The following is a 24513-nucleotide window of genomic DNA, read 5'->3' as shown; positions in this document are numbered from 1 at the left end:
GCTTTTCGTCCTCGGCGGCCCTGCGGCGATGGTGGAGCAGGTTCGCTTGTCCTCATCATGGCGAAGGAATAGGTCAATTCCATCGCCATCGTCAGGATGTTTCATGACCGATACGCTCTCTCTGCTCAAGCTGCGTCGCTCCGTGCCGCCGCAGTTCCTGTCCGCTCCGGGGCCGCAAGGGGCGCAACTCGACGAGCTACTCGCGATCGCCGCCCGCGTGCCCGATCACGGCAAGCTCGCGCCCTGGCGCTTCGTCATCTTCACGGGCGCTGCCCGGGAAGAGGCGGCCGAGGTGGTCGCCCGCGTCTTCCGCGAGCGCAATCCGCAGGCGAATGACGATCAGGTCGAATTCGAGCGCAAACGCCTGCTGCACGCGCCCGTCATCGTCGCCGTGGTCTCGCGGGCGCGCCAGCACGTCAAGATCCCGCTTTGGGAGCAGGAGCTCTCGGCCGGCGCGGTCTGCATGAACATGCTCGTCGCCGCCTATGCGATGGGCTATGCCGGCTCCTGGCTGACGAACTGGTTCTCGTTCGACCGGGTGGTTTTGACCGAGTTCGGGCTGGCCGAGGACGAGCGGATGGCCGGCTTCATCCATATCGGCACGCCGACGGCGCCGATCACCGATCGCGACCGGCCCGTGATGTCGGACATCGTCAGCTATTACGGGGCCTGACATGACCTATTACTCGGCGACGAAAGACGATCTCGGCTTCGCCCACGACCCGTTCAAGGCCATCGTGGCGCCGCGGCCGATCGGCTGGATCACGGCGCTGAGCGCGAAGGGCGAGGTCAATCTCTCGCCCTACAGCTTCTTCAACGCGATCTCGTCGCGGCCGAACATCGTGATGTTCTCATCGGAGAACAAGAAGGACGCCGTCGCCTTCATCGAGGAAACCGGCGAGTTCACCTGCTCGCTGGTGACCAGGGCGTTGGCGCAGCCGATGAACCTGACCTCGGCGCCGCTGCCGCGGGGCGAGAGCGAGTATCCTCATGCCGGGCTGGAGATGGCGCCGTCACGCTTCGTCAAGCCGCCGCGCGTCGCCGGCACGCCGGCTGCGCTCGAATGCAAGCTGCTCTCGATCCAGCAGTTGCAGGATCTCGACGGCAATGCCGTGCCGCGCTGGATGGTGCTGGGGCAGGTCGTGGGTACCTTCGTCGACGACGCCTTCGTCAAGGACGGGCGCTTCGACACGGCCGGTGCCAACCCGATCGCGCGCTGCGGCTATGCCGATTATGCCGAGGTGACCAGCCTGTTCTCGATCCAGCGGCCGGCGGGCGGCTAGGGCAGCCGTCGCGCGGGCGTTCATTCTCGGGCGGAGCGAAGCGCAGACCCGAGAATCTCGGGATGCGAGAGCACCGGAGCCTCCTTCCGCGTGAGATGCTCGGGTCAAGCCCGAGCATGACGCTCTGTGTCGACTGGCTTCAGCCCTGCGCCAGCGGACCCTTGGCGCGATAGTCGCCGAGTTCCGCCAGCGCCTTGTTGATCGTTTCTGCGTTGAGGGCTGTCCCTTCGGGCAGGGTCAGGCGCGGCGGGTCTAGCGTTACCGTCGCGCCCGGTGCCAGCGCCGTGGCGGCGCGCTGGACGCGCGAGGCGCAGCCGCCGCAATGCATGCCTGAAACTTCAAAAACCTGAGTCATTCGAATCGCCTCCGGCTGTTTATTCAGCCAGTTTCCGAGCGCGCGCGACGAGCCGCTGCGCCCTGATCAGATGGGGACGATCCAGCATTTCGCCATCGAGGCCGATCACGCCGGCGCCGGGATTGGCTTCGAACAGCGCGATGATCTGCTCGGCCTTGGCGAGCGCAGCGGGCGAGGGCGAGAAGATCTCGTTGATGGGCGCGACTTGCGCCGGATGGATCGCCATCTTGCCGGTGAAGCCGTCCCGCCGCGAGGCGAGGCATTCGGCCCGGAAGGCAGCATCGTCGCGGAAGTTGGTGAAGACGGTATCGATCGCGTCGACCTGCGCGGCGCTCGCGCCGAACAGCGTGAGCGCGCGGGCAAGGCGGTAGGGGTCGGTATAGGAGCCGTCCTCGAGCCGGTTGGTTTCGGCGCCGAGATCGGCCGAGAGGTCCTCGGCTCCCCAGGTCAGCGCCATCAGCCGATGCGAGGAGCGGGCGTAGCTGCCGAGGCCGAAGATGCCCTTGCCGCTTTCGGTCGCGATGGGAAGGATCCGCGTCGCGCCGTCGGGGAGGTCGGACTCCGCCTCGCGCACGGCGATCTTGGCGGCGAGATGGCCGACATCGATCCCGCCTTCCGATTTCGGCAGCATGATCGCGTCCGGTGCGCCGGGCATGACGGCGTCGAGATCGGCCTCGCTCATTCCGGTGGTCAGGCCGTTGATGCGCACGATCAGCAGCGGGCGCTTCGGCAGCGCGCGTGCCGAATCGAGAAAGGCGCGGGTGATCTCGCGCGCCTGCGGCTTGCCGTCGAGCGCGACGGAATCCTCGAGATCGAGGATCAGGGCGTCGGCGCCGCTGTCCAGGCCCTTCTGCTGCTTCTTGGGGCTGTCGCCCGGCACGAACAGGAGCGAGCGCATCCGGGTCAGACCGCGACCGTGGCGGGTGCCGGCCGCTTGCGCATGAAGGCCTGGCGGCGGCACTGCGCGACGAGCGTGCCGTCCTGCTTGTAGGCCTTGTGCAGGAAATCGACGATGCCGGCATCGGGCCGCGAGCGCGACTCGCGCTTGGCGACGATCTCGGTGGTGCAGTTGATCGTGTCGCCCTCGAACAGCGGGGCGGGGAAGCCGACATCGGTCATGCCGAGATTGCCGATGGTGGTGCCGACGGTGGTGTCGTTGACGGATATGCCGATCATCAGCCCAAGCGTGAACAGCGAGTTCATCAGCGGCTTGCCCCATTCGGTCTCGGTCGCGCAGAAATGCGCATCGATATGAAGGGGTTGCGGATTGAGGGTCATGTTGGAGAACAACATGTTGTCCATCTGCGTGACGGTGCGCGTCAGGCCGTGCTCGATGACCGCGCCGACCTGGAAATCCTCGAAATAGATCCCGCCACGCTTGTGACGCACCACATCCGCCATAGACGCCTCCGCCTTCGCAAAGGCCGGCCGCTGAGCCGGCGCGAGAAGTCGTAGAATGCCGCCCGCCGGGAGGGAAGCGGAAAGCGTGGCGTTAAGCTCCTGCAGGGCATCTTAACGGTTCGCTTACCATAATGGAGCAGTCTTCGGACTGCGCTTCCGCGCTGCGCGGCGGCTGCATGCCGAAGGTCTCGATGTTCCTCTTCACCACGCCGCAGAGCCGCGACGCGCAGCCCGCCAATCCGGTCGTCAGCGCCATTCGCCAGGGCGCCGAAAAGACGGGTGCGGGCTTCGACTATCTGCTCAAGACGGCGCAGCGCGAATCCTCGCTGGAGCCGGACGCCAAGGCGAAGACATCGAGCGCCACGGGGCTCTTCCAATTCATCGAGCAGACCTGGCTTTCCATGGTCAAGCAGGAAGGCCCGAAGCAGGGGCTCTCGCAATATGCCGACGCCATCTCCGAGAGCGGCGGGCGGCTTACCGTTTCCGATCCGGCGGCGCGGGAGAAGATCCTGCAGCTGCGCAATGATCCCCAGGTCGCCGCCGTCATGGCCGGGGCCCTGACGCAAAAGAATCGTGACCAGCTGGCCGGCGCGCTCGGGCGCTCGCCGCAGGGCGGCGAGCTCTATATGGCGCATGTGCTGGGTGCGCGCGGCGCCTCCGACCTGATCCGGACGGCCGCCAGCGATCCGAGCCGGGTCGCGGCAAGGGATTTTCCCGAGGCCGCCGCCGCCAACCGCTCGATCTTCTACGACAAGGCGGGCCGGGCGCGCAGCGTCCAGGAGGTCTACGGGGTGCTGGCCGCAAGCCATGCCAGCACGCAGGTCGCCGCCGCCACCACACAAGGCGCCCAATCGGGGCAGGGCGATACTCCCGAGGTCGAGATCGCTGCCGCGCTGCGGCCGGGCCGGGCAAAGGGGCTCGTCGGCCTGTTCTCGACGGGCGGTTCGCGCGATCCGGTCTCGAAAGCCGTCGCCAATCTCTGGACCACGCCGATCCAGGGCGGCACGCGCATGGCGTCGCTCGCGGGCGGCGAGCGCTATTTCCCGCGCCCTGGTCAGAGCGATGCGAACGCGGCGTCGGATGCGAGTGCATCAGCCTCAGCCGCCAGCGCGATGCCCGTCGCTGCCGGCAAGGTCGTCAGTGCGCCGCTGCCGCCTTCGCGGCCGAGCGAGCTGTCGCCATCCACGGTTACCGCCGCGCCACAGCCCGTGGGCAAGGCCCGCCGCGCGCCGCTCGATCTCTCCTCCTTCATGACCCGGCGAGGCGGAGCATGATCGTTCGCCGTTTCCTGCTCTGGGCTCGCACGGCCCCAGCCGAGCCGCGCGCTGCGGGCGCCGCCGCGCTGGCTGGAGCCTATCTGCGGTCCGGCATGTCAGATGAGGATCGCCGCGAAGCCGAAACCGCGCTGATCGCCTTGATCGACGATCCTTCGCCGCTGGTGCGCCGGGCGATCGCCGAGGAAATGGCGCCGTCGATGCGCACGCCGCGCAACCTCGCGCTCGGCCTCATCGCCGATCAGGGCGATGTCGCGGCGCTGGTGCTGGCACACTCGCCGGTGCTCACCGAGGCCGACCTCGTGGATGCCGCCGCCGTCGGCGACACGCTGGCGCAACGCGCCATCGCGATGCGCCGTTGCCTGCCGGTGAGCGTCTGTGCGGCGCTGGCCGAGGTCGGCTGCGAGGAGGCTCTGGTCACGCTGGCCGGCAATCGCACGGCCGAAATCCCGGATTTCTCCTTCGAACGCATCGTCGAACGCTTCGGCGACAGCGGCGGCCTGCGCGAGGCCTTGCTGGAGCGGGCCGATCTTCCCGCCGGCTTGCGCCAGGCGATCGCGGCCAGGGTTTCCGAGACGCTGGCGAGCTTCGTCGCGGGATGCGGCTGGCTGACGCCTGAGCGCAGCGCAAGGCTGGCGCGGGAATCGACCGAGCGAGTCGCGGTGGCGCTTGCCGCCGGCGGCGAGGCGACCGACGCGCCGGCGATCGTCGAGGTCCTGCGGACCACTGGCCGGCTGACGCCCGGCCTGATGCTGCGTTCGCTGCTCAGTGGGGAGCCGGCGCTGGCCGAGGCCGCCTTCGTTTCGCTGTCGGACCTGCCGGCCGGCCGGGTCGCGACGCTGCTGCGCGACCGGCGTGGCGCCGGGCTCAAGGCGCTCTGCCGCAAGGCCGGGCTGCCGGCTGCGCTCGAACTGGCTTTCATCGCCGCGATCCTCGCCCTCAACGCGCGTGGCTTCGATGCCGGCAGCACGCGGCACGGCATCGACCGCGTATTGCTGCGCGACGTCCTGATCGCTTGCGAGGGTATGACGGGGCCGGAAGCCGATGCGCTGATGGCGCTGCTGCGGCGCATGGATGCGGAGGCTGCCCGCGAGGAGGCGAAGGCCATGGCGGATTCGCTTGCCGACGACGCGGCGCTCGCCCTGCTGATCGAGGCCGATCCATCCTTTCTGATCGAGCTCGAAGCGGGCGATCTGCGCGACGCAGCCTGAGAGGCGAGCGCGTCAGTAACCGAATTGTTCGCGCAGGATGCGCTCGTCCAGGCTGTGGCCGGGGTCGTGCAGCATGACGAGATCGACATCGCGGTCGATTTCGATCGAGACGGAGCTGACCTCGTCGATCTGGGTGTGGTCGGCGACAGCGCTGACCGGTCGCTTGTCGGCTTCCAACACCTCTATTAAGACCTTGGCATGGTCAGGCAGCAGCGCGCCGCGCCAGCGGCGGGGCCGAAATGCCGAGATCGGCGTGAGCGCGAGAAGGGGCGCATCCAGCGGCAGAATCGGTCCGTTGGCCGAGAGATTGTAGGCGGTGGAGCCGGCCGGTGTCGCCAGCAGAAGCCCGTCTGCTATCAGCTCCGAAAGCCGCACCTGCCCGTCGACCGAGATGCGCAGTTTTGCGGCCTGGTAGGAGCGGCGCAGCAGCGAGACCTCGTTGATCGCCTTGGACTGCACCGTCACGCCGTTGCGGTCGACCGCTTCCATCGAGAGCGGGTGGACGACACTGCGCTCGGCCATTTCAAGCCGCTTGCGCAGCCCGCGCTCCTTGAATTCGTTCATCAGGAAGCCGACGGAGCCGCGATTGATCCCGTAGATCGGCTTGCCCGTTCCGAGAAAGCGGTGGAGCGTCTGCAGCATCAGCCCGTCGCCGCCGAGCGCGACGACGACGTCGGCCTCGGCCGGAGCGGCATTGCCATAGCGCTCGACCAGCTTGTCGAGCGCTGCCCGCGCCTCAGGGGTATCGCTGGCGACGAAGGAGATCGCGCCGAAACGTTCGGTCATAGCGTGTCCTGAAGCGGCAGGCCTTGCGGCATGGGCGCAGGCTTAACACGACCGGGCCGCAGGCCGCGAGACTCCGCCGACGATAAAACCCGCCGGAGCCTGCCGTTTATGGACGGAACCGCGCCGTCGTTCCGGGGCATCGCGCCAGCGATGAGCCCGGAACCCAGAACCGGTGTCCTCGGTGATGAAGGCGCGGCGATGGTCATGCTTGCGATAGGCAGCATCGGTTCTGGGTTCCGGGCTCGGTCTTTCAGACCGCCCCGGAATGACGGAGTGGTTCCGTCTCAAGACGGCAGCCTCGGACGATCAAGGCCGGGCTGGGTGCCCGGCCTCGACCGAATGGACTGAGGCGAAGCCCGTCAGATCGCGGGGCTCCACTGCACCGGCACCATTTCGAAGCCCTTGCCGTCCTTGGCGATATGGCCGACGGCCGGGAAGGGCGCATGGTAGAAGGCGACCTGCATCCGGTCGGCCGAGACCATGTCGAGCAGCTTGCGGCGGGTGGCGGCGGCCTGGGGGCCGTCCATGTCGAAAACCGCCGACCAATCGGGATTGCGCACGAAGAGCGCGGGATGATTGGTCGTGTCCGACATGATCATCAGCTTGCCGTTGCCGGAGGTGAGCGCGAAGACGGTGTGGCCGGGCGTATGGCCGGGCGCCGCGATCGGGGTCAGGCCCGGCAGGATTTCCTTGCCCGGCTCGAACTGCTTCACATCCTTCGTGACGGGGCCGAAGACGCGCCGTACGCCGGCGAAGGCGCCCTTCATGGCCTCCGGGGCGGCGCTCATCTTGGCGTCGTCCATCCAGAAGGCCCATTCGGCGGCCGGCACCATGACTTCCGCGTTCGGGAAGACGGCGCTGCCGTCCTTCAGCCGGAAGCCGTTGATGTGGTCGCCGTGGAAATGGCTGAACACGACGGTCGAGACGTCCTTCGGATCGAAGCCGGCGGCCTTGAAGTTCGTCATCCAGCTGCCGGATGTCGGCGCGCCGGAATCGCCGTTGCCGGTGTCGATCAGCGCGAGCTTGCCGCCGCTCTGGATCGCGAGGGTTGTGAAAGTGATGTTCAGCGCATCCTGCGGCAGGAAGGCCTGCTCCATGGCCTTCTTGACGTCGGCCAGCTCGGCATTGCGAACGAAGCCTTCGAGCGGGCGCTTGCCGAAGCCGTCATTGATCGCGGTCAGCGTGATGTCGCCGATCTTGTAGCGGTAGAATCCGGGAGCTTGGTTCACGGGAACTCCTTGGGCTTGGGCCAGATCAACCCCGGGAAGGTCCAGGGTCGTAGCGGCAACGAGAGCGCCCGCGCCGACGATGGCGGCGCGGCGTGAAATAGTGACGTCATGCATGGTTTTCTCCCCTCAAGTCACAGGCAAACTAACGAGGGGAAGTCACTGTTCAACTGCCATGATCTGCCCATGGGTCAAGTTTCCGTGAGGCGGGAAGCCGATGCGGGCGCTGCCGCTAGCTGGTCGGTTTCCGTTTCTGCCCGCGCAACGGGTTCGCGACGGGCGAGGGCGCGCAGCATGGCCGCACACAGAGCGAGAGAACCCATGACGCCATGGCCCGAGCAATCGGCGACCAGCGCCTGGAAAGCCATGGGATCATCGCCGGCGAGGCATTGCAGGCTCCAGCTCCAGCTGGGGGCCTTCTGCCGCAGCAGGGAAACGGCCACGTCGATATCGGCGCTGACGGCGCCGAGCGTCTTCCAGAAGGAGCCATGCTGATAGATGCCGCCGGCCGGCGTGCGGCGCGTGGCAAGCCGCGTCGGCTTGCGCCGCACGATGTAGCCGAGCGCCTCATAGATATCGGCATCCAGCTCCCTTGTGGGCTTGCTGGAGGTCTCGCAGCGCGCGGCCAATGTCAGGAGATGAGTCCGGTCGTCCATTCCGGTTCGCATAGGGATCGAGCAGCGATGAGGCCGCGGGATGGCGGCTCTGTCGACCCGACATCTACCCCAGGATGATGTGTGCCGGCCAGCCATCTGTTCCAGCCGGCGTTGCAGGCGGGTTCGAGCCGACCGGTCAGGGCTCGACACTGCCGCGAGCGCGGCCTCCGGGAACCCTGCAGGAGCAGCCTGTGCCGAGCGGAGCAGGCTCATAGAGCGTGCAGATCTTCACCGGCGTGCTGCACTGGCCACCACTTGCCGCGGGGAGAACCTCGTAAGCCGGGTAGGCAGGATACCCATAGGCCGGATAGGAGGCCGCGGCCCCGATCACCGCTGCGGTGGCGAGACCTGACGCCACGCCCCAATAAGGATAATAGCCGCCGCCCCAATAGCGCCGGTAGGGGTAATACCCGCCCCAAGCGCGGCGCGGATAAAAGCCGGCGCCGTACCAGCCGCCTCGCGCTCCCCATCCGCCGCGCCATCCGGAGCCGTAGCCCTGGAAGCCGGGGCGCACCCCATAGGCTCTCATTCCGATTCCATGGGTGCGAAATCCGCCGCCATGAAACCCGCCACCATGAAATCCGCCGGCACGAAAACCGCCGCCTCCGTAACGAGGTTGCGACAAGGTCTCCGTGGCGCTGGCGAGCAGCAATGGTGCGATGGAAGCGGCGACGAGCAGAGAACGGCGCATGCGAACCTCCCCCCGAAAAAGCAGTCACCCCAAACACTGAACGTTGATTGGTGGCTCAGGTTCCGCCGGCGGCGCAGCGATCAATCGAACCAGCGCGACTGCGATTTGCAGCGATAGCCGACAAAGCAGGCGTCGCGGTCGCGGCTCGGCACCCAGGCTGGGTCGAGGCCCTCGTCGAACTGGCAGAAGCTGCGGTCGCGAACGAAGCGGTCATAGGTGAAGCCGCCCGTGCCGAGGACGATGGCGCCTTGGGTCTGGACGTCCCTCTGGCTCGCGGCGCAGGGGCGCGAGACGGTCGAGGGGCGTGACTGGGCGGTCGCGATCCCCGCATTCAGCACGAGAACGAGCGTGAGAGCGATGACCTTCATCGAAGCCTCCGGGCCTGGCGAGGCGGATAACCCTTCCGCCCGCCAAAACGTTCCCAGAGAAGGATGGATGTCAATCCTGCCAGCAGTGCCCCACACGGTCAGCTCGAGCTGCGACGCCGGCAAGCGGCCCGGTGATCGCGGTAATCGACCTGATCTCGCTGGCGACCTTGTCGGCGATGGCCTTGGGGTGATCCTCCTGAAGATAGTGACGCCCAGCCCCGAGCAGAACGAACTTGCAGTTCGTCAGGCCTGCGGCGAAGGCGGCACCGAAAGCCGGCGAAACCAGCGCTCCGGGCTCGCCCGCGAAAAGCACCTTGCGATAGGCCGAGGCCGCGAGCGCGCGATGGGCCTTGCTCAGCCGATCCCAGACATCGGCGGGCTTGCGCTCGATCGGCAGTTCATTCGGCAGGCGCCAGACGGGCAGCCGGCTTTCGCGGGTCGGGAAGGGCGCGCGATAGACACCCATCTCGGCAGGGGTGAGGGGGCGGGCGATCGAGGCGGGCAGGACCCGACCAAGGGCGCTCTGTCGTTGAGCAGATCATCGCGCGCGATTTAAAGGGAGAGATGCGCTCTAATCTTCGCGCGGCCGCGAGAAAACGCGCGACGAGTTCTCGAAGGTGCAACTTGGCTAACGCGCTTCCAGGGGCCTGTGGGCGCCTGTCGGGCTATGCGAGGAAGCTGGTCGAGACCGAACGGCCCGCACAGCGAGAGCTGCGAGGCCATCTTCGGGTGACGCGGAAGCTGATGCTTGGCCAGGAAGAGGCCGTACCGACTGGCGGTCAACCGGGGTTCCCGATGCCGAGGCTGCAGATGATCCAACCTGTCTGGTCGCATCGCGCCTCGACAGGGAGCCTGCATTTACGCCGAGCGCTTCTTGCGCTCGTCCTTGCGGTTATCCTGCTCGACCACCGCCTTGCCCGACCTCATGATGGTCGCGATCGCCAAGGGCGGCTTGCCGGATTTCTCCGAGATCGCCTCGTCCTGTTCCATGATCGTCGCGCGCGCAGGCTCGTCCCCATCCAGGCCGCCAAGCAATGCGGTTGGCACCCGCCGGTTGGAGGTCCGGGAGCCATCCTCATAGACGACGTCGAACATGGTGAACTCGGTGTCGAGCGCTTTGGATTTCGTTCGCTTTGCCATTTCGCTTCCTCGACGCGATGCTTGCCGGTTACCCGAAGAATGGCTGGTGCCGGCGGAGAGGATCGAACTCCCGACCTTCGGTTTACAAAACCGCTGCACTACCGCTGTGCTACGCCGGCGCCGTGGCGTCCAGTTTCGGGGCTGGACCGGATCGCTCGCGGATGCCGCTCGCAATCGTTGCAGCGGTTATCAGCGGATGGCCCCGAGGGCAAGCGCGATGCTCGGCCTCCCCCCGACTTTCCGGGTACTTAAAACGAAAAAGCCCCGCCTCAACCGAGGCGGGGCCAGGATCGCCGTCAGGCGATGATCACTTCAGGATGTCGCGGTTCTTGGTTTCCGGCAGGAACAGCAGGCCGATCACGAAGGTGCCGAGCGCCACGATGATCGGATACCACAGGCCGGAGAAGATGTTGCCGCTGGCCGCCACGATGGCGAAGGCCGTCGGGGGCAGGAAGCCGCCGAACCAGCCGTTGCCGATGTGGTAGGGCAGCGACATGCCGGAGTAGCGGATGCGGGTCGGGAAGAGTTCGACCAGCAGGGCCGCGATCGGGCCGTAGACCATCGTCACGAAGAGGACGAGCACGAAGAGGATGCCCACTGCCTTCATGGCGCGGCCGTCGGTCAGCACCTGGCCGATGGAGGGCGTCTTCAGGATCGTAGCGTCACCCGCCTTCGGATAGCCGGCGGTCTGGGCGGCGGCGACGAGCTCGGCAGCGCCGGTCGGCGCGTCCGCACCGTTGATGGTCGCCTTGAGCGGCGAGCCGGCCGGTCCGGGCACCAGATCGTAGTGGATCGAGTTGGTGGCCAGGGTGCGGCGGACGATGTCGCAGGGCTTGGTGAAGGTCCGCACGCCGACGGGGTCGAAGAGCGTGCCGCACTGCGCCGGATCGGAGGTGAGGACCAGCTTCACGTTGTCGGTGGCCGCGATCAGCTTCGGGTTAGCCGTGTTCGCGAGCATCGTGAACAGCGGGAAGTAGGTCAGCGCCGCGATCAGGCAGCCGGCGAGCAGGATGGGCTTGCGGCCGATCTTGTCCGAAAGCCAGCCGAAGAGGATGAAGAACGGCGTGCCGGCGAGCAGCGAGAGCGCGATCAGCAGGTTGGCGGTGGTGCCGTCGATCTTCAGCGTCTGCGTCAGGAAGAACAGCGCGTAGAACTGGCCGGTGTACCAGACGACGGCCTGGCCGGCGGTGCCGCCGAACAGGGCGATGAGGCCGATCTTGGCATTCTCCCAGTTGCCGAAGGCCTCGCGGAGCGGCGCCTTCGAATGCGTGCCTTCTTCCTTCATCTTCACGAAGGCCGGCGATTCGGCGAGCTGGAGACGGATCCAGATCGAGAAGCCGAGCAGGATGATCGAGAGCAGGAACGGAATGCGCCAGCCCCAGGCGGCGAAAGCCTCCGGCGACATGCTGAGGCGCAGGCCGAGGATGACGATCAGCGACAGGAACAGGCCGACCGTCGCGGTCGTCTGAATCCAGGAGGTGTAGAAGCCACGGCGGCCCATCGGGGCGTGCTCTGCGACATAGGTCGCGGCACCGCCGTATTCGCCACCGAGCGCGAGGCCCTGCAGCAGGCGGCAGATGATGAAGGCCGTGGGCGCGAGATAGCCGATCGTCGCGAAGCTCGGGAGCAGGCCGACGACGAAGGTCGCGAGGCCCATGACGGTCATCGTCACGAGGAAGGTGTATTTGCGGCCGATCATGTCGCCGAGGCGGCCGAAGAACAGCGCGCCGAACGGGCGGACCGCGAAGCCGGCGGCGAAACCGAACAGCACGAAGATGAACTTCGCCGTGTCGTTGTCGCCGGGCACGAAGGTCTGGGCGATGTTGGCGGCGAGCGAGCCTGCCAGGTAGAAGTCATACCACTCGAAGACCGTTCCGGCCGACGAGGCGATGATGACCTTCCTTTCTTCCTTGGTCATCGGGCGCGGCGCTGCGGCCGACCCCGATGTCTGCGATGCCATGCTCATGGCGCTTGTCTCCCCTGGTGAAATTTCCAAGCCGGGATGTCCCGGCCGCTTCGTTCCGCGCGTCTCGCGTTTCTGACGTGGCGATGAGCGCGCTGCCGGCCGGAGGACGAATCCTGCCATGCCAGCCTGGACCGAAGGTTTGCGCGCCTGATTGTCGCAGGGCAATCAAGCACTTGGTCTTGCACCGTTCGTCTTAAGACTATCGGCGGGGCGGGGAGAGGCGGTTAGCTGTGGAAAAGCAGTGGCTTTCCTGCACGCGCAAACCCACTATACTCGGCTTCGGGAGGCCTGACGAGATGCGGTCGAGGAGACGCGCGATGCCGCGGCTTGCCATCACCCTATCCTGCAGTTTTTTCGTCGCGGCCACGCTGTCGACGAGCGTGTTCGCGGCCGGGCGCAGCTTCGGGCCCGCAGCGCCGGTCGGCATTGGCCACGGGCGGCCGGGCCTCGCCCATCCTCACCCGGGCGTCCGGCCCTGGCGTGGTGCGGATCGCAGGGCCTATGGCCGGCATCATCGCCAGCTGGGCTGGGGCGGCTTCGACTATCCCTGGGCCTGGCCCGGTTTCGACACGGCGTCCGGCGGCGTCACCGTCATCGAACGGCAGGCCGAGGCACCGAAGCCGATCGATCCATACGCCTTCGAGAACCTGATGCCGCGAGCCGGCATCCGGCCCTCGCCCACGCCGGAGCCGACGATCTATCGTCTCGAGGGCCCGCGCTCGCGTCCAACCGCTCGCGTCATCCGGATCGCCGGTGCCGACGATGCGCGAGACGGTGCACGCAGCCGTTTCGCGCATGCCGAGACGGGCGCGCTCCTGCTGACGGTGCCGCGCCGCTGACGGCTGTCAGGGCTGGCGACTCGCGACATAGAGCGCGATCGCCGTGGCGTTGGAGACGTTGAGGCTGGTGATCGCGCCGGGCACTTCGAGCCGCGCGACATGGTCGCAAAGCTCGCGCGTGCGCTGTCTCAGGCCCTTGCCCTCGGCGCCCATCACCATGACGAGGGGCCGCCGCAGCGCGACATCGTCGAACGCGACTTCGCCATCCGAATCGAAGCCAATGCGCAGGAAGCCGCGGGCGCCCAGTGTGTCCAGCGCATCGCCGAGATTGCGCACGGCGATGAGCGGCACATGCTCCAAGGCTCCGGAGGCCGATTTCGCGAGAACGCCGGTCGCGGCCGGCGAATGGCGGATGGTGACGATGACGGCTGCCGCGCCGAATGCCGCGGCCGAACGCAGGATGGCGCCGACATTATGCGGATCGGTGATCTGGTCGAGCGCCAGCACGACCGCATCGTCCGACAGGCTGTCGAGCTCGGGCGAGGGCAGGGGATCGCAGACGAGATAGAGGCCCTGATGCACCGAATCGGGCGTCAGCAGGCGGTCTATCTCGGAGGGGCGCACGATCTCCGGCTCGAGCGGCAGCGTGCCGACCTGCTCCTCCAGGCGCCGCAGCCCGTTCTCGGTCGCGAGCAGGCGCCGGTGATGGCGTTGCGGGTTGCGCAGGGCCTCGACGACGGGATGGACGCCATAGAGCACGGCCTCGTCGATGTCGCCGGGGCGATGCGGCGGCGGGGCTCCGGTGCGGCGGGCGTTGCCGGGTCTGCCGCCCGCAGGCCGGGCTTGTTTCGGGCGAAATGGCGGGGCCATCGCATTCTCCAGAATTCACCGGATTGCCGTGCCATGGCGCGGCGCGCTTGGCCAGTGCGAAGCGCCCGGCCAAGGCGGATCTCCCAAGATGGATCGCAGAGGAAAGGACAGATCATGACAAGCGAGACCGACCGGCTGATCGTGATCACTGGAGGGCCCGGATCGGGAAAGACGACGCTGATCGAGGCGCTGGCAGGGCTGGGACACGCCACACGGCCGGAGGCCGGCCGGGCGATCATCCGCGAGCAGCAGGCGATCGGCGGCGAGGGATTGCCCTGGAAAGACCGTGCTGCATTCGCCGAGCTGATGCTCGCGGCGGATCTGCGCAGTCATGACGAAGCGCGCCGGCAAAGCGGGCTGGTGTTCTTCGACCGGGGCCTGCCCGATATCGCGGGCTATCTCGCATTGTGTGGCCTGCCGGTGCCTGAGCCTATCGAGGAGGCGGCGCAGCGCTTCCGTTATCGCAGCACGGTCTTCATCGCTCCGCCCTGGCGCGACATCTTCAGACAGGATGCGGAGCGGAAGCAGGATTTCACGGAGGCCGAGCGGACCTGCGAGGCCATGGCTCGGACCTATCCGCGTTATGGCTACGATCTCGTCGAATTGCCCTGTGACAGCGTCGAAGCCCGCATCGATTTCATGCTGAAGCGCCTCGGCGCCGCGGCCTGAGCGAATTCCGGCTCATGGGCGCCTCACAACGAATTCGCGCCTCCGGTCGTTTTGCCGTTGACAGGGCGCGGCCCGGTCACCATAAGTCCGGCCGCGCCTGCCGGTCGTCGCGAAAGTGACATATCGGTGGCCCTCGGCTCGCTGAGCCGATCGAGGGCGCAGGCGGGGGAATGTCCCGAGCGGCAAAGGGGGCGGACTGTAAATCCGCTGGCTATGCCTTCGCAGGTTCGAGTCCTGCTTCCCCCACCACCTCTCTCCTAAAGATCTGATATCGATAGGCTTTCGGACCCCGCGCCGGAACGGCGCCGCCAGATTCGGCGACGCCCGATCGAGCTATCCGAGACGCCCGGCGTTTACCGGAGCGGCGGAGCGTAGAGCACGCCGCCCATGCTCCAGAGCTGGTTAAGGCCGCGCGGGATGGCGAGCTTCGAGCCGGTGCCGAGGTTGCGCTCGTAGATCTCGGCGTAGTTGCCGGTCGCCTTGACGGCGCGGACCGCCCAGTCGGCATCAAGCCCCATCGCCTTGCCGAAGCCGCCTTCGGCGCCGGTGAAGCGACGCACATCGGGCTTCTGCGACTTCAGGGCCTCGTCGACATTGGCGGTGGCGATGCCGAGTTCCTCCGCGTTGACCAGGGCGAAGTTCACCCATTTCACCACGTTGAACCAGGGGAAGTCGTCCGAGCGCACGACAGGTCCGAGCGGCTCCTTCGAGATCACGTCCGGCAGCACGATCGCCTCGGCGGGCTTTGCCAGCCGGACGCGCTCGCCGTGCAGGGCCGATTGGTCGCGGGTCAGCACATCGCATTGGCCGCCCTCGAAGGCTGAAAAGGCCTCTGCTGCGCTCGGAAACACCCTCTCCTCATAGGTCATGGAATTGGCCTTGAAGAAGTCGGCGAGGTTGAGCTGCGTCGTCGTCCCGGCCTCGACGCAGATCTTCGCCTTGTCGAGGGATAGTGCGCTGTCGACCTTCAAAGAGCGCTTCGCCAGGAAGCCCTGGCCGTCATGGTAGGTGATACCGGCGAAGGCGAGGCCCAATTCGGCTTCGCGGCCGAGCGTCCAGGTCGAGTTGCGCGCGAGCAGATCGACCTTGCTGGCCTTCAGCGCGTCGAAGCGCTCGCTGGCGGAGAGCGGCGTGAAGGCGACCTTGCCGGGATCACCGAGGATCGCGGCTGCGACCGCGCGGCAGAAGTCGACGTCGAAGCCGCTCCAGTTGCCTTGCGCGTCCTTGGCGGAGAAGCCGAGCACACCCTCGCTGACGCCGCATTGAAGCGTGCCGCGCTGCTTCACCGTATCGAGCGTGCCGGCCATCGCCGGCGCGACGAGGATGGCTGCGAGCGCAGCGCCGGCAGCAAGGCCGGGCAGGCGAAACCATGAGGCCTTCGACATCGCATTCTTCCCCCTTAGGATGTGGCTGCCGATGGCGCCTGTCACAGCGTGGCCTTGTGGCGGATGATTACTTTGGTCCCGAGCGGGACGCGCTCGTAGAGATCGACGATGTCGCCGTTGGCGAGCCGGAAGCAGCCGGACGAGATCGCCTCGCCGATGGTCTCGGGCTGGTTGGTGCCGTGGATGCGGAACACCGTCGAGCCGAGATAGAGGGCGCGCGCGCCCATCGGATTGCCGGGGCCGCCGGCCATGAAACGTGGCAGATAGGGCTGACGCTGCAGCATCTCCGGCGGCGGGCGCCAGTCCGGCCACTCGGCCTTGCGGCTGACCTGGACCTGTCCGGACCAGGTGAAGCCCTCGCGGCCGACGCCGATGCCGTAGCGCAGGGCGCGGTTATTGCCCTGGACGATGTAGAGGAAGCGCTCGCCCGAATGGATCACGACCGTGCCCGCCGGTTCGCTGGAGCGGAACAGCACCATCTGGCGGGCATAGGGCCCATCGGTGATGCTGACCTCCTCGGTGGAGACGCGGCCGGGTTCGTCGCCGATCTCCATCGTCTCCTTCATCGCGCCAGGCGGGCGCGGCTGCGCCAGGGCGCCGCCAAGCAGGGCCGTCACAACGAATCCGGCCGCGACGAAACCGGGAAGGGTCTTGCGGGAGAGGATCATGTCTCGTCAGCTCCGGTCAGCGGCAGCGGATGAAGATGAAGGTGCCGTAACGCCGGTGCGCATCGGGATCGACGAAGCGCATCACCAGTTCGTTCGGCTTGACCGAGAGCAGCTCGCGGTCCTGCGGGTCGCCTGCCGGCGCCTCGAAGCCGAGGAAGGTCCTGCCGCCAGCCCCGGCCTTGAGCCTGAGCTCATAGGGCTTGGGGTCATCGGCGACATGCATCATCACCCCGTCGCCGGCACCCTTGGCGATCGTGTAGGGCTGGTTGCACTGCGCCCGCGCTTCCGACTCGGTGCGCTTGCGGTCCTTCTCCGTGTGGAAGGAGGCGATCCCCCAGCGCCCTATCAGGGCGTCACGGGTGACATTGGTCGGCGCAGGGGCGCTTTGCGTCGCGCTCGCCAGGGGCGAGAGCCCCTCGCCACCGCCGCAGCCCGCCAGCAGCAGCGCCACCAGAACGCTCCCTCCGAGAGACGCGACCCCGAAACCAGCACCGCCGGCCCTAAACCCAATCTGTCTCATCGGTCCTCCATCACGGTGCAGTCAAAGTCGAAGCGATGCGTCGTGGTGTCAGGCGAGCGGCTGCGCGATGGCTAAAGGAGCATTGCCGGGCGATCGATCTTGCAGCGGCTGATCGCTCGGCGTTCATCGGCGTCCTGGCGGCCCCCTGGCCAGAGATACGGTAGCGATTTCGACAGCACAGCCGCAAACGCGATCGGGATCAAGCCCCAATTATGCTTGTGCTCGTCTGCAACCCTATCCGCCCCTGTTGTCATAGGCGTTGTCCTTGGATGCATCCGTGCCGGCCGGAGCTCTGGCCTGCGCCGCCAGATGCTGCTTCAGGGCCGCCAGTTTCTCCGCCGACCAGCGCCCGGTGCCGAGGACGGCCGTCCAGCCTTCGACATAGTGCTCCGGTGCATAGACATGCCCGTAGCCCATGGGGGTGCTTGTCGCGACGGCCATGTCGAGCGCCAGCTGCAGCATGGTGACGACCGGGTACCAGCGCAGCTCGGACGAAACGTCGGGGCCACGCGGCGACTGCATCCAGGCCGGCTGCCGATAGGCATCCCGGTAGTCGAAGAAGACGATCGGATCGCTCGCATACTGGAGATAGACCAGCCGCATCGGCCCCCACGGGCGATCCGCCGGTACGGTCGGGCCGTTCTGGTTCATGAAGCGGACCACGCGCCCGTCGCGGAATTCCGGGAGCCATTGCGGCGTCCCGGGGTTGCGGGCCTCGGTGATCGAGCGCCAGCCCGGGGTTTCGAAAGGTGGGCCGCTCCAGAGCGCGCCGTCGATCGGGTCCCCGATCATCTCGAACAGCTCGGCGGATTTCTCGGAGTTCATCGCCCCGAGGCTGAGGCCGTGCAGGTAGAGCTTCGGACGTGCATCGTGTGGCAGCGCCGTCCAGTGGCGGTAGATCTCGCGGAAGAGCGCGCGGGCGGTCTCGGCGCCGTATTCGGGCTGGGTCAGCAAGGATAGGGGGCTGCTGAGATAGGAGTACTGCACCGCGACGCTGGCGACGTCGCCATCGCGAAGATATTCGAGCGCGTTCATCGCCGAGGGGTCGACCCAGCCCGTGCCGGTCGGCGTGACGACGATGAGCGTCGAACGCGCGAAGCCGCCGACGCGCTTGAGCTCCTCCAGCGCCAGCTTCGCGCGCGCCTCCGGCGTCTCGGCGCCCTGCAATCCGACATAGACCCGGATCGGTTCCTGGGCAGGATGCCCGGTCTGCGTTCCGATTCGTTCGGCGCTCGGCCCGGCGGCGATGAACTCGCGGCCGGCGCGGCCGAGTTCTCGCCAGCTGACGAGGGAGGCCGGGCTGCCGGTCTTCTTGGGATCGGTCGGCTGCGCACGCTCGGGTTCGAGCCGGGCATCCAATTCGCGATAGGACGAATCCAGCACGCGGAAGACCGCGCTCGCCAGCACGTTGCTCGCCAGCGACCAGAACAGCAGCGCTGCCAGGCCGATGCCGATCGCTGTGGCGAGCCGAGGTGGTATGAAACGCCTGATGATGCCAACCAGCCAGCCGGCCAGCCGCTTGAACAGGCGCGCGATGACCAGCGCGAGCGCGAAGGTCGCGAATGCCACGAAGCAGAGCTTGGTCGGGTGCGAGCTCGGCAGATGAGGCAGGTCGAAGACGGCGCGGACGGAGTTCTGCCATTCCGCCGCCTTCCACAGGAAGAGCAGTGCGATCAGCAGGGACAGCAGAAGGGCCACCGCATTGGTTGGCCGCCGCAGTCGGTCGGACGGCTTGGGCAGTTCGAGATAGCGCCAGAGCTGTCGCGACAGCACGCCGAGGCCATAACCGATCGCAAAGCAGATGCCGGCGAGCGCGCCCTGCGTGAGATAGCTGCGCGGCACGAGGGTCGGCGTCAGAGCAGCTGCGAAAAGCAGCGTTCCCAGAACCAATCCTACGCCCGACAACGACGACAACTGCCTGCGAATCCAACGCGTCACGACTGCTTATCCCCTCGCTCGGATCATTCCGGGCGCTTCGCCGCCAATGTTCCGATCGGCAAAGCGTAGTCGCCGCATGTCTGCGCTGGCAATGCAAGTGAAGCGACGGAGGGTTGCGGTCTAGGCGGTTGCACGTAGCTGTACCAAAATATTATATACATGCTTATGACAAGCATGCCTACCAAGCCGCCGCCGACCGTGGGCTTCCTCCTGCACGACGTCGCGCGGCTGCTGCGCAAGCGCTTCGAGCAGAACGCCCGAGACACCGGGCTAACGCGCTCGCAATGGCAGGTGCTTGCCTATCTCGACCGGAATGCCGGCATCCAGCAGGGGGCGCTCGCCGAGCTCATCGATGTCGAGCCGATCACGGTCGGCCGGATCGTCGACAAGCTGGAGGGCTGCGGGCTTGTCGAGCGAAAGGCCCATCCGACCGACCGGCGGGTCTGGCAGCTCTATCTGACGGAAAAGGCGGGGCCGAAGCTCGACGAGATGCGGGGCCTCGGCGAGATCACCCGGGCCGAGGCCTTCGGCGCCATTCCGGAAGCGGAGCGGGCGCGGCTTCTCGACCTCCTCGAAACCATGAAGACGAATCTCGCAGCCGCCTGCCAGTCGCCGGCGGCCGAAGGGCAGGCCCGCAATGGATGACGCCGTCAGGAAGACCGAAGCAGGCATGGAAACCGTGCCCGAGCCTGAGCCACGCGACAATGTGACCGAGATCCGCCGCGCGGCGGACGCGAAGGGGGCGCAGCAATCCGCGCCCGTCGCGAAGGCGTCCGAGGCCGCGCCGGTCATCGCGTCCGCGCCTACGGCAGCGCGTCCCGCGCGCAATCGCAAGCGCCAGGTCCTGTTCGCGCTGCTGCCGATCGCACTGATCGCGGGCGGATATTACTATGTGAGCGGCGGCCAGGTGATGTCGACCGACAACGCCTATGTGCAGGCCGATATCGTCGGCCTCTCCACCGATGTCGCCGGGATCGTCAGCGAGGTCGATGTCCGTGACAATCAGCCGGTGAAGGCCGGCGACACGCTCTTCCGGCTTGACGACAAGCCGTTCCGCTTCGCACTCGAACGGGCGGATGCGCAGATCGGCGTGGTCCGCAACGACCTCGAAGCGTTGAAGACGAGCTACAAGGGCATGCAGAGCCAGATTGCCCAGGCCGAGAGCGACATCGCCTTCTACCAGACCGCGTTCAAGCGCCAGCAGGACCTCGCCACGAAGTCCGTCGCGTCGCAGGCGACCTACGACCAGGCCAAGCACGACCTCGACGGCGCGCAGCAGAAGCTGGTGCAGTTGCAAAACCAGCTCGCCGGCATCGCCGCCAATTTGAACGGCAAGCCCGATGCGCAGGTAGAGGAACACCCGCGCTACCGAGATTCCGTCGCCGCCCGCGCGGAAGCCGCCCGCCAGCTCGACCACACGGTGGTGCGCGCGCCGATGGACGGCATCGTCACCAACGTGCCCTCGCTGCAGAAGGGGCAATATCTGGCGGAGGCGACCAACGCCTTCAGTCTGGTTTCCACCGACCATGTCTGGATCCAGGCGAATCCCAAGGAGACCGAGCTGACCTGGGTCCGCCCGGGCCAGAAGGCCGAGATCTATGTCGACAGCTATCCGGGCGCGAGCTGGAGCGGCACGGTCGACAGCATCAGCCCGGCTTCGGCCGCGAGCTTCTCCCTGTTGCCGGCGCAGAACACCAGCGGCAACTGGGTCAAGGTCGTCCAGCGCATCGCCATGCGCGTGAAGATCGAGACGCCGCCAGAGCGGCCGCAACTGCGCGCAGGCATGAGCGTGACGCTCGACATCGATACCGGCCATGCGCGCGGCCTGCCGGATTTCATCGGCTCGGCTTTCGGCATGAGCAAGAAGACCGAGAACAACCATGGCTAGCGCCGTCGCCGCGGCGGTGACCCCGGTCGCCAACCGCGGCGCCATCACCGCCTGCGTCATCCTCGCGGTGATCATGCAGGCGCTGGACACGACGATCGCCAATGTCGCGTTGCCCTATATCCAGGGCAGCGTCTCGGCCAGCGCGGACCAGATCAACTGGGTCCTGACCTCCTACATCGTCGCCGCGGCGATCATGACGCCGCCTTCGGGTTTCCTGGCCTCCCGCTTCGGGCGCAAGCGCGTGCTGTCCGTGGCGATCATCGGCTTCGTCGTCGCCTCGATCCTGTGCGGCGCCGCGCAGTCGCTGCCGCAGATCGTCGGTTTCCGTTTGATGCAGGGCTTCTTCGGCGCGGCGCTGGTGCCGCTGTCGCAGAGCATCCTGCTCGACATCTACACGCCCGAGGAGCGCGGCTCGGCGATGGCGCTGTTCGGCGTCTCGGTGATGGTCGGGCCGGTGCTGGGGCCGGTGATCGGCGGCTGGCTGACCGAGAACATCTCCTGGCGCTGGGTCTTCTACATCAACCTGCCGCTCGGCATCCTGGCGCTGGCGGGCGTCTCGATCTTCGTCTCGGAAACCAAGTCGAGCGCGGCGGCGAAGCTGGACTGGATCGGCTTCGGCGCGCTCAGCATCGCGATCGGTTCGCTGCAGCTCTTCCTCGATCGCGGCGCCCAGCTCGACTGGTTCGACTCGTTCGAGATCATCGTCGAGGCGACGGTCTGCGTCGCGGCGCTCTACATCCTGGTGGTGCACACCTTCACGGCAGAAAATTCCTTCATCAAGCCGCGGCTCTTCCTCGACCGCAATTTCTGCGTCGGGCTGATCTTCATCTTCATCGTCGGCATCTGCTATCTGGCGTCGCTGGCGCTGATGACGCCCTATCTGCAGACGCTGATGGGTTATCCGGTGGTGACCGCCGGCATCGTCATGGGGCCGCGCGGGCTGGGCACCATGGCCTGCATGTTCCTGGTGGGGAAGCTGATCGGCAAGGTCGATACGCGCATCCTGCTCGGCTCCGGCCTGCTGGTCAGCGCCTGGGCGATGTACGACATGTCCGGCTGGACGCCGGACGTTTCGCAGCAGACGATCATGCTGACCGGCTTCCTGCAGGGGGCGGGGCTCGGGCTTTTGTTCGTGCCGCTCACGACGATCACCTTCGCAACGCTGCCGGCGGAATATCGTGGCGACGGCACCGGCCTCTACAACCTGTCGCGCAATATCGGCTCCAGCGTCGGCATCTCGCTCGTGGCCTATCTGCTCACCCGCAACGTGCAGGTGAACCACGCGGAAATCGCGAACTACGTCACCCCGTTCAACCGCATCTTCGACATGCCGGCAATCAGGGAGGCCTGGGACCCGCTCAAGCTCGCCGGCCGCGCCGCGCTCGACGAGGTGGTCACACGCCAGGCGACGATCATCTCCTATATCGACGACTTCAAGCTGCTGATGATCCTGTGCCTTGCCGCGCTGCCATTCCTGGCGCTGCTGCGCACGCCGCGCCAGCAGGCGGCGCCGGCCGACGATCATGCAATCGTCATGGAGTAAGCTTTTGCCCGTGGCGGTCTTGGGCGCGGCGCTTGCGTGCCGGCGCGGCATGCCGCAGCGTTAACCGCGTTGCGATAAACTTGACCGGAAATTTACCTTGAGCTTTTTTTGCGGATCGATTTCAGTCATCTTCGACCATATCGAGTTAACGCAATTTTAACGCTACGAGCCAGTGTCATGCGACCAGAGCGCGTGCAGCCAATTCCGGTCCCATTTCGGGTCTCCGGCCCGGATCGGGCGCCGCAGGCGGCGAACGACAACGGCGCCGAGATTCATGAAAGCATCGCGAGCCTCATCGTCGGGCGGTCTCTGATCGTCGGCACCATCGTCGCGGTGCTGGCGCTCACGCTCGGCTGGGTCGCATGGCTCGGGCGCACGATCTGGCGTCTCTTCGCCTGAGAGAAGCGACTCTTCGAGGAGCGGGCGGGACGCTCGGAAGGCCTCAGCGCGCGTTGGCGAAGGCTTTCCGGCTGAAGACGGTCCGGAAGAGGATCGCGACGTCGAGCCAGAACGACCAGTTGTCAATGTACCAATGATCGTAGGCCACGCGCTTGGCCATCTTCTCGTCCGTATCGGTTTCGCCCCTGAAGCCGTTCACCTGGGCCCAGCCGGTGATGCCCGGCTTTACGTTGTGGCGGCGTGCGTAATTGGCGATCCGGCGCTGGAACTCGACGTCATGGGCAAGCGCGTGCGGGCGCGGACCGACCAAAGACATGTTGCCGGCAATGACGTTCAGGAGTTGCGGCAGCTCGTCGAGATTGTAGCGCCGCAGCACATGGCCGACCCGGGTGATGCGGACATCGTTGCGCTTGGCCTGGACCACGACCTGGCCGTCGTCGGTGGTGGTCATCGTCCGGAACTTGAAGATGCGGAATGCCTGCTGGTTGAAGCCATAGCGCCGCTGGCGGAAGAGGACGGGGCCGGGCGAGTCGAGCCGGATCAGGGCTGCGATCATGATGAGGAGCGGCAGGGTCAGGACGAGGCCCAGGGAGGCCGCGACGACGTCGAAGGCGCGCTTGGCGGTGATTTCTGCCCCCGATAGCGGCCGGCGTGTCAGGCGCAGGCTCGAAAACGAGCCGGTGCGAACGATATGCGGCGTTTCAAAACGCTCCATGATCGGCTCGGGCGCAAGATGGATGGCGACCGGGAGATTGGTGAAGGCGCCGACGCAGGCCTCGATCGTCTTCTGCTCGGACCAGGGCAGGACGATGAAGACGGCATCGGGCTGCCTGGCCCGGCAATTCGCCGCGGCGGCGGCCAGATCGGCCGCCATGTCCGCCGGATTGCCATCCTGGCTCGATCTCAGGAACGCGACATCGACGATCGCGAAGCCGACATGCCAGGGCTTGTGCCGGGCGACGAAGGACATGACGTTCTCTTCACGCCCGATCAGGAAGACGCGCTCGGCCGTGATCCGGCCGGCCTTGCTGCCCGCAGCGACCCATTGGACAAGAAGCGAGCGCGACAGCGCGATGACGGGAATGCCGGCGAGATAGGTCGCGAGGATCACGGTGCGCGAATAGTGATCGGCGATCTTGGCGAGGAAGATCAGCGCCAGGAACGCGACCATCGTGATGTTCCAGACGACGAAGGCCGATGCGATCTGCCCACGCGGCGAGAGGTAGTTGCCGAGCTGGTAGCGCCCCTGCATCAGATTGATGAAGACGAAGATCGTCGTCAGCATGGCCGCCAGTTCCGGCGTCGCGCCATCGATTCCGAATTCGTTCTGGACTGCGAGATGATAGACGACCGACGCCGCATAGACGAGAGTGCCGACGATGAGCGCGTCGCTCGCCGCGGTGGAGGGGCCGAGCCAATACCGCCAGAGTCGGGGGTGGTTTTGGGGCGTCGCCAGCAGCGCACCGTCCAGATTGTTGACGCTCATATCCCAACCTT

General features: G+C 66.7%; 27 protein-coding genes and 2 tRNA genes. 11 read left to right on the top strand and 18 right to left on the bottom strand.

Features of this window, described 5'->3' with window-relative positions; all coding sequences use genetic code 11:
- Positions 1-103: 103 nt before the first annotated feature.
- Both NWE53_RS08380 and NWE53_RS08375 read left to right on the top strand, forming a co-directional pair.
- Positions 104-673, top strand: a complete 570-nt coding sequence (locus NWE53_RS08380) for a nitroreductase family protein (RefSeq protein ID WP_265053873.1) — start codon at positions 104-106, stop codon at positions 671-673.
- A 1-nt stretch (position 674) separates the two neighbouring features.
- Positions 675-1283 (top strand): flavin reductase family protein, encoded by a 609-nt coding sequence (locus NWE53_RS08375; protein ID WP_265053872.1) that lies wholly within the window; start codon positions 675-677, stop codon positions 1281-1283.
- A gap of 139 nt (positions 1284-1422) precedes the next feature.
- Here NWE53_RS08375 and NWE53_RS08370 read toward each other — a convergent pair whose 3' ends face one another.
- The 3 genes from NWE53_RS08370 to NWE53_RS08360 are packed head-to-tail and all read right to left on the bottom strand — an operon-like array spanning position 1423 to position 3039.
- A complete protein-coding gene (locus tag NWE53_RS08370) occupies positions 1423-1638 on the bottom strand; it encodes a heavy-metal-associated domain-containing protein (protein WP_265053871.1) in 216 nt (71 codons plus the stop codon).
- 19 nt (positions 1639-1657) lie between these two features.
- The gene (locus tag NWE53_RS08365; protein ID WP_265053870.1) at positions 1658-2536 is read right to left on the bottom strand and encodes an HpcH/HpaI aldolase/citrate lyase family protein; all 879 of its coding nucleotides are present in this window, start codon (positions 2534-2536) and stop codon (positions 1658-1660) included.
- A 5-nt stretch (positions 2537-2541) separates the two neighbouring features.
- Entirely contained in the window at positions 2542-3039 is a 498-nt protein-coding gene (locus NWE53_RS08360) for a MaoC family dehydratase (RefSeq protein ID WP_265053869.1), read from the bottom strand.
- Positions 3040-3215: 176 nt separating this feature from the next.
- Here NWE53_RS08360 and NWE53_RS08355 point away from each other — a divergent pair, with 176 nt between their 5' ends.
- Positions 3216-4313, top strand: coding sequence for a lytic transglycosylase domain-containing protein (locus tag NWE53_RS08355; protein ID WP_265053868.1), 1098 nt, complete (start codon positions 3216-3218; stop codon positions 4311-4313).
- Entirely contained in the window at positions 4310-5524 is a 1215-nt protein-coding gene (locus tag NWE53_RS08350) for a DUF2336 domain-containing protein (RefSeq protein ID WP_265053867.1), read from the top strand. Before NWE53_RS08355 ends, NWE53_RS08350 begins: the two co-directional genes overlap by 4 nt.
- 12 nt (positions 5525-5536) lie before the next feature.
- On the opposite strand, the gene NWE53_RS08345 is transcribed toward NWE53_RS08350, so the two are convergent.
- The 9 genes from NWE53_RS08345 to NWE53_RS08305 form a co-directional block, all read right to left on the bottom strand.
- Positions 5537-6310: an NAD kinase gene (locus NWE53_RS08345; RefSeq protein ID WP_265053866.1), complete on the bottom strand. Its 774-nt coding sequence runs from the start codon at positions 6308-6310 to the stop codon at positions 5537-5539.
- A gap of 359 nt (positions 6311-6669) precedes the next feature.
- The gene (locus tag NWE53_RS08340) at positions 6670-7539 is read right to left on the bottom strand and encodes an MBL fold metallo-hydrolase (RefSeq protein ID WP_265053865.1); all 870 of its coding nucleotides are present in this window, start codon (positions 7537-7539) and stop codon (positions 6670-6672) included.
- 188 nt (positions 7540-7727) lie between these two features.
- Positions 7728-8192: a hypothetical protein gene (locus NWE53_RS08335; protein ID WP_265053864.1), complete on the bottom strand. Its 465-nt coding sequence runs from the start codon at positions 8190-8192 to the stop codon at positions 7728-7730.
- Positions 8193-8328: 136 nt separating this feature from the next.
- A complete protein-coding gene (locus NWE53_RS08330; protein ID WP_265053863.1) occupies positions 8329-8883 on the bottom strand; it encodes a hypothetical protein in 555 nt (184 codons plus the stop codon).
- 80 nt (positions 8884-8963) lie between these two features.
- Positions 8964-9251 carry a hypothetical protein gene (locus NWE53_RS08325; RefSeq protein WP_265053862.1) on the bottom strand — a complete coding sequence of 96 codons (288 nt, stop codon included), beginning with the start codon at positions 9249-9251 and terminating at the stop codon, positions 8964-8966.
- Between the two features lie 70 nt (positions 9252-9321).
- Positions 9322-9717 (bottom strand): hypothetical protein, encoded by a 396-nt coding sequence (locus NWE53_RS08320; protein ID WP_265053861.1) that lies wholly within the window; start codon positions 9715-9717, stop codon positions 9322-9324.
- 392 nt (positions 9718-10109) lie between these two features.
- Complete coding sequence (locus tag NWE53_RS08315) at positions 10110-10391, bottom strand: hypothetical protein (protein WP_265053860.1); 282 nt, start codon at positions 10389-10391, stop codon at positions 10110-10112.
- 44 nt (positions 10392-10435) lie between these two features.
- A tRNA-Thr gene (locus NWE53_RS08310) sits at positions 10436-10510 on the bottom strand.
- A 188-nt stretch (positions 10511-10698) separates the two neighbouring features.
- Positions 10699-12357 carry an MFS transporter gene (locus NWE53_RS08305; protein WP_265053859.1) on the bottom strand — a complete coding sequence of 553 codons (1659 nt, stop codon included), beginning with the start codon at positions 12355-12357 and terminating at the stop codon, positions 10699-10701.
- A 317-nt stretch (positions 12358-12674) separates the two neighbouring features.
- Between NWE53_RS08305 and NWE53_RS08300 the strand changes: the two genes are divergently transcribed.
- Positions 12675-13196 carry a hypothetical protein gene (locus tag NWE53_RS08300; protein ID WP_265053858.1) on the top strand — a complete coding sequence of 174 codons (522 nt, stop codon included), beginning with the start codon at positions 12675-12677 and terminating at the stop codon, positions 13194-13196.
- A gap of 6 nt (positions 13197-13202) precedes the next feature.
- On the opposite strand, the gene rlmB is transcribed toward NWE53_RS08300, so the two are convergent.
- Positions 13203-14006 carry a 23S rRNA (guanosine(2251)-2'-O)-methyltransferase RlmB gene (rlmB, locus tag NWE53_RS08295; protein ID WP_265053857.1) on the bottom strand — a complete coding sequence of 268 codons (804 nt, stop codon included), beginning with the start codon at positions 14004-14006 and terminating at the stop codon, positions 13203-13205.
- Between the two features lie 114 nt (positions 14007-14120).
- On the opposite strand from rlmB, the gene NWE53_RS08290 reads away from it, so the two are divergent.
- Positions 14121-14675: an AAA family ATPase gene (locus NWE53_RS08290; RefSeq protein WP_265053856.1), complete on the top strand. Its 555-nt coding sequence runs from the start codon at positions 14121-14123 to the stop codon at positions 14673-14675.
- 164 nt (positions 14676-14839) lie between these two features.
- Positions 14840-14924, top strand: a tRNA-Tyr gene (locus tag NWE53_RS08285).
- Positions 14925-15028: 104 nt separating this feature from the next.
- Here the strand turns inward: NWE53_RS08285 and NWE53_RS08280 are convergent.
- The 4 genes from NWE53_RS08280 to NWE53_RS08265 all read right to left on the bottom strand — a co-directional run bounded on the left by NWE53_RS08280 (position 15029) and on the right by NWE53_RS08265 (position 19186).
- The gene (locus NWE53_RS08280; RefSeq protein ID WP_265053855.1) at positions 15029-16060 is read right to left on the bottom strand and encodes an amino acid ABC transporter substrate-binding protein; all 1032 of its coding nucleotides are present in this window, start codon (positions 16058-16060) and stop codon (positions 15029-15031) included.
- Positions 16061-16101: 41 nt separating this feature from the next.
- Positions 16102-16728, bottom strand: a complete 627-nt coding sequence (locus NWE53_RS08275) for a L,D-transpeptidase (protein WP_265053854.1) — start codon at positions 16726-16728, stop codon at positions 16102-16104.
- A 16-nt stretch (positions 16729-16744) separates the two neighbouring features.
- Positions 16745-17179: a hypothetical protein gene (locus NWE53_RS08270; protein ID WP_265053853.1), complete on the bottom strand. Its 435-nt coding sequence runs from the start codon at positions 17177-17179 to the stop codon at positions 16745-16747.
- Positions 17180-17482: 303 nt separating this feature from the next.
- Positions 17483-19186 carry an alpha/beta hydrolase gene (locus tag NWE53_RS08265; RefSeq protein ID WP_265053852.1) on the bottom strand — a complete coding sequence of 568 codons (1704 nt, stop codon included), beginning with the start codon at positions 19184-19186 and terminating at the stop codon, positions 17483-17485.
- Between the two features lie 159 nt (positions 19187-19345).
- Between NWE53_RS08265 and NWE53_RS08260 the strand changes: the two genes are divergently transcribed.
- The 4 genes from NWE53_RS08260 (at position 19346) to NWE53_RS08245 (ending at position 23016) form a co-directional block, all read left to right on the top strand.
- Positions 19346-19831 (top strand): MarR family winged helix-turn-helix transcriptional regulator, encoded by a 486-nt coding sequence (locus NWE53_RS08260; RefSeq protein ID WP_265053851.1) that lies wholly within the window; start codon positions 19346-19348, stop codon positions 19829-19831.
- A complete protein-coding gene (locus NWE53_RS08255; RefSeq protein ID WP_265053850.1) occupies positions 19824-21074 on the top strand; it encodes an HlyD family secretion protein in 1251 nt (416 codons plus the stop codon). The genes NWE53_RS08260 and NWE53_RS08255 overlap by 8 nt, the downstream gene beginning before the upstream one ends.
- On the top strand, positions 21067-22617 hold the full coding sequence (locus NWE53_RS08250) for a DHA2 family efflux MFS transporter permease subunit (protein WP_265053849.1): 1551 nt from the start codon (positions 21067-21069) through the stop codon (positions 22615-22617). Before NWE53_RS08255 ends, NWE53_RS08250 begins: the two co-directional genes overlap by 8 nt.
- A 177-nt stretch (positions 22618-22794) precedes the next feature.
- Positions 22795-23016 carry a hypothetical protein gene (locus NWE53_RS08245; protein WP_265053848.1) on the top strand — a complete coding sequence of 74 codons (222 nt, stop codon included), beginning with the start codon at positions 22795-22797 and terminating at the stop codon, positions 23014-23016.
- 43 nt (positions 23017-23059) lie between these two features.
- Here NWE53_RS08245 and NWE53_RS08240 read toward each other — a convergent pair whose 3' ends face one another.
- Entirely contained in the window at positions 23060-24502 is a 1443-nt protein-coding gene (locus tag NWE53_RS08240) for an undecaprenyl-phosphate glucose phosphotransferase (RefSeq protein WP_265053847.1), read from the bottom strand.
- Positions 24503-24513: the final 11 nt, after the last annotated feature.

The sequence above is a fragment of the Bosea sp. NBC_00550 genome (genome assembly GCF_026020075.1).
Classification (GTDB): Bacteria; Pseudomonadota; Alphaproteobacteria; order Rhizobiales; family Beijerinckiaceae; genus Allobosea.
The sequence above is the reverse complement of the archived record's forward strand: the minus strand, read 5'-3'. Positions and strand labels throughout refer to the sequence as shown.

What these genes read in the sequence shown, in the direction of transcription:
- NWE53_RS08380 (WP_265053873.1), top strand. Translation starts at nt 104, where the DNA reads ATGACCGATACGCTCTCTCTGCTCAAGCTGCGTCGCTCCGTGCCGCCG.
- NWE53_RS08375 (WP_265053872.1), top strand. Translation starts at nt 675, where the DNA reads ATGACCTATTACTCGGCGACGAAAGACGATCTCGGCTTCGCCCACGAC.
- NWE53_RS08370 (WP_265053871.1), bottom strand. Translation starts at nt 1,638, where the DNA reads ATGACTCAGGTTTTTGAAGTTTCAGGCATGCATTGCGGCGGCTGCGCC.
- NWE53_RS08365 (WP_265053870.1), bottom strand. Translation starts at nt 2,536, where the DNA reads ATGCGCTCGCTCCTGTTCGTGCCGGGCGACAGCCCCAAGAAGCAGCAG.
- NWE53_RS08360 (WP_265053869.1), bottom strand. Translation starts at nt 3,039, where the DNA reads ATGGCGGATGTGGTGCGTCACAAGCGTGGCGGGATCTATTTCGAGGAT.
- NWE53_RS08355 (WP_265053868.1), top strand. Translation starts at nt 3,216, where the DNA reads ATGCCGAAGGTCTCGATGTTCCTCTTCACCACGCCGCAGAGCCGCGAC.
- NWE53_RS08350 (WP_265053867.1), top strand. Translation starts at nt 4,310, where the DNA reads ATGATCGTTCGCCGTTTCCTGCTCTGGGCTCGCACGGCCCCAGCCGAG.
- NWE53_RS08345 (WP_265053866.1), bottom strand. Translation starts at nt 6,310, where the DNA reads ATGACCGAACGTTTCGGCGCGATCTCCTTCGTCGCCAGCGATACCCCT.
- NWE53_RS08335 (WP_265053864.1), bottom strand. Translation starts at nt 8,192, where the DNA reads ATGGACGACCGGACTCATCTCCTGACATTGGCCGCGCGCTGCGAGACC.
- NWE53_RS08330 (WP_265053863.1), bottom strand. Translation starts at nt 8,883, where the DNA reads ATGCGCCGTTCTCTGCTCGTCGCCGCTTCCATCGCACCATTGCTGCTC.
- NWE53_RS08325 (WP_265053862.1), bottom strand. Translation starts at nt 9,251, where the DNA reads ATGAAGGTCATCGCTCTCACGCTCGTTCTCGTGCTGAATGCGGGGATC.
- NWE53_RS08320 (WP_265053861.1), bottom strand. Translation starts at nt 9,717, where the DNA reads ATGGGTGTCTATCGCGCGCCCTTCCCGACCCGCGAAAGCCGGCTGCCC.
- NWE53_RS08315 (WP_265053860.1), bottom strand. Translation starts at nt 10,391, where the DNA reads ATGGCAAAGCGAACGAAATCCAAAGCGCTCGACACCGAGTTCACCATG.
- NWE53_RS08305 (WP_265053859.1), bottom strand. Translation starts at nt 12,357, where the DNA reads ATGAGCATGGCATCGCAGACATCGGGGTCGGCCGCAGCGCCGCGCCCG.
- NWE53_RS08300 (WP_265053858.1), top strand. Translation starts at nt 12,675, where the DNA reads ATGCCGCGGCTTGCCATCACCCTATCCTGCAGTTTTTTCGTCGCGGCC.
- rlmB (WP_265053857.1), bottom strand. Translation starts at nt 14,006, where the DNA reads ATGGCCCCGCCATTTCGCCCGAAACAAGCCCGGCCTGCGGGCGGCAGA.
- NWE53_RS08290 (WP_265053856.1), top strand. Translation starts at nt 14,121, where the DNA reads ATGACAAGCGAGACCGACCGGCTGATCGTGATCACTGGAGGGCCCGGA.
- NWE53_RS08280 (WP_265053855.1), bottom strand. Translation starts at nt 16,060, where the DNA reads ATGTCGAAGGCCTCATGGTTTCGCCTGCCCGGCCTTGCTGCCGGCGCT.
- NWE53_RS08275 (WP_265053854.1), bottom strand. Translation starts at nt 16,728, where the DNA reads ATGATCCTCTCCCGCAAGACCCTTCCCGGTTTCGTCGCGGCCGGATTC.
- NWE53_RS08260 (WP_265053851.1), top strand. Translation starts at nt 19,346, where the DNA reads ATGCTTATGACAAGCATGCCTACCAAGCCGCCGCCGACCGTGGGCTTC.
- NWE53_RS08255 (WP_265053850.1), top strand. Translation starts at nt 19,824, where the DNA reads ATGGATGACGCCGTCAGGAAGACCGAAGCAGGCATGGAAACCGTGCCC.
- NWE53_RS08250 (WP_265053849.1), top strand. Translation starts at nt 21,067, where the DNA reads ATGGCTAGCGCCGTCGCCGCGGCGGTGACCCCGGTCGCCAACCGCGGC.
- NWE53_RS08245 (WP_265053848.1), top strand. Translation starts at nt 22,795, where the DNA reads ATGCGACCAGAGCGCGTGCAGCCAATTCCGGTCCCATTTCGGGTCTCC.
- NWE53_RS08240 (WP_265053847.1), bottom strand. Translation starts at nt 24,502, where the DNA reads ATGAGCGTCAACAATCTGGACGGTGCGCTGCTGGCGACGCCCCAAAAC.